This window comes from Methyloceanibacter marginalis, assembly GCF_001723295.1.
GTDB classification, from domain to species: Bacteria; Pseudomonadota; Alphaproteobacteria; order Rhizobiales; family Methyloligellaceae; genus Methyloceanibacter; species Methyloceanibacter marginalis.
The window spans coordinates 1-1,206 of the sequence record NZ_LPWD01000397.1; the positions used below are offsets into that span (position 1 = coordinate 1).

The 1,206-nt window shown below is 60.6% G+C and carries 1 protein-coding gene; it reads left to right on the plus strand.

Going from position 1 to position 1,206, the window contains the following annotated elements; all coding sequences use genetic code 11:
• Nucleotides 1-378 precede the first annotated feature (378 nt).
• On the plus strand, nucleotides 379-948 hold the full coding sequence (locus tag AUC71_RS13505) for a L,D-transpeptidase (RefSeq protein ID WP_069624662.1): 570 nt from the start codon (nucleotides 379-381) through the stop codon (nucleotides 946-948).
• The last annotated feature ends 258 nt before the right edge of the window (nucleotides 949-1,206 follow it).

Below are 1,206 nucleotides of genomic sequence, written 5' to 3' on the forward strand. Positions count from 1 at the left end.
CAGGCGGGACGGGGAAGGGCCGCGCCCGGTGCGGGGGGTGTGGCCAGAGACACGGGAACCTGCTCAAGCGCACGGATCGAAGCGCGTAGCTGCTCAATCAGGACCCTACCCGTTGGTCCGCCTGCTCTTTTCTCAACGCCAGACGGCGGAACGAGGGTACTGGGATCGCCGTCTGGAACGTTGTTACGCATCACTACACTCCACTCTCGTTCCTGTTTTGTTCTTACTCTTGAGTCGGGGATGAGTCAAGGCGGCACGCTCCAAAGCCGGAGGAAAGCCGGAGTCCCGCGCGTCTTTCTCGCGCCAGGACAGCCGTTTGCACTTCGCTAACCAGAATCAGCCCACAAGGAAGCGTGTAAGTCAGACGGGGGTTTTGTGATGCGTATCCTCGATCTGCGGCGCCTGGCCCCCGCCATGGCCGCCGCAGCCATGCTTTTTGCCCTTCCGCCGGGCCAGGCCTCGGCAGGGCTCTTCGATTTCGGCGCCTCCACCCAGCGCCAAGGCGTCACCGGGCGGCATTTGGTGGCGTTTCCGCCCGGCTATACGCCGGGCACCATCCTCGTTCAGTTCAGTCAGCGCCGGCTCTATCTCGTCCTGCCACAGCGGCAGGCGATCAGCTACCCGATCGGCGCGCCCAAAGGCGACGCGCGGTGGTCGGGGGAGACCTATGTCAGCGAAAAGCGCGTGAATCCCAGTTGGACGCCGACGCCGGAGATGCGCGCCGAGAATCCCGACCTCCCGGCCTATGTTCCCGGCGGCCATCCGCAGAACCCCGCTAGCGTCCGCGCCATGTATCTGGGCAAGTCGCTCTACCGGATCCACGGCACCGACGCGCCCTGGACGGTGGGGCAGGAGGTCTCCCATGGCTGCATCCGAATGTTCAATCAGGACGTGGCCGACCTCTATCAGAGAGTGCCCATCGGAACCCCTGTTGTCGTGATGTGGTAAAAGCTCGGTAAAGACAAGATAAAGCTTCGCTAAACTTGAAGCAAAAATCGGCGAATTTGCTGGATTATTGCGTTTCCGTCTTTCCCTTTTGTTTACCCTGAAGACCTCGTGTGTGTTGGATCGATTTAACCTGTATCTAACCGGTGGCTGTTAGCTTTCGCGTCAGGTTCCACCGGGTGAACAGGAATGCGGTGCGGGGCCACTAGGTAAGATCTGAACCCAAAAGGGAGTGTCAAATGAAGACTGTTGTTGCGCGTT

Coding starts and splice junctions, on each gene's coding strand:
- AUC71_RS13505 (WP_069624662.1), top strand. CDS start 379: ATGCGTATCCTCGATCTGCGGCGCCTGGCCCCCGCCATGGCCGCCGCA.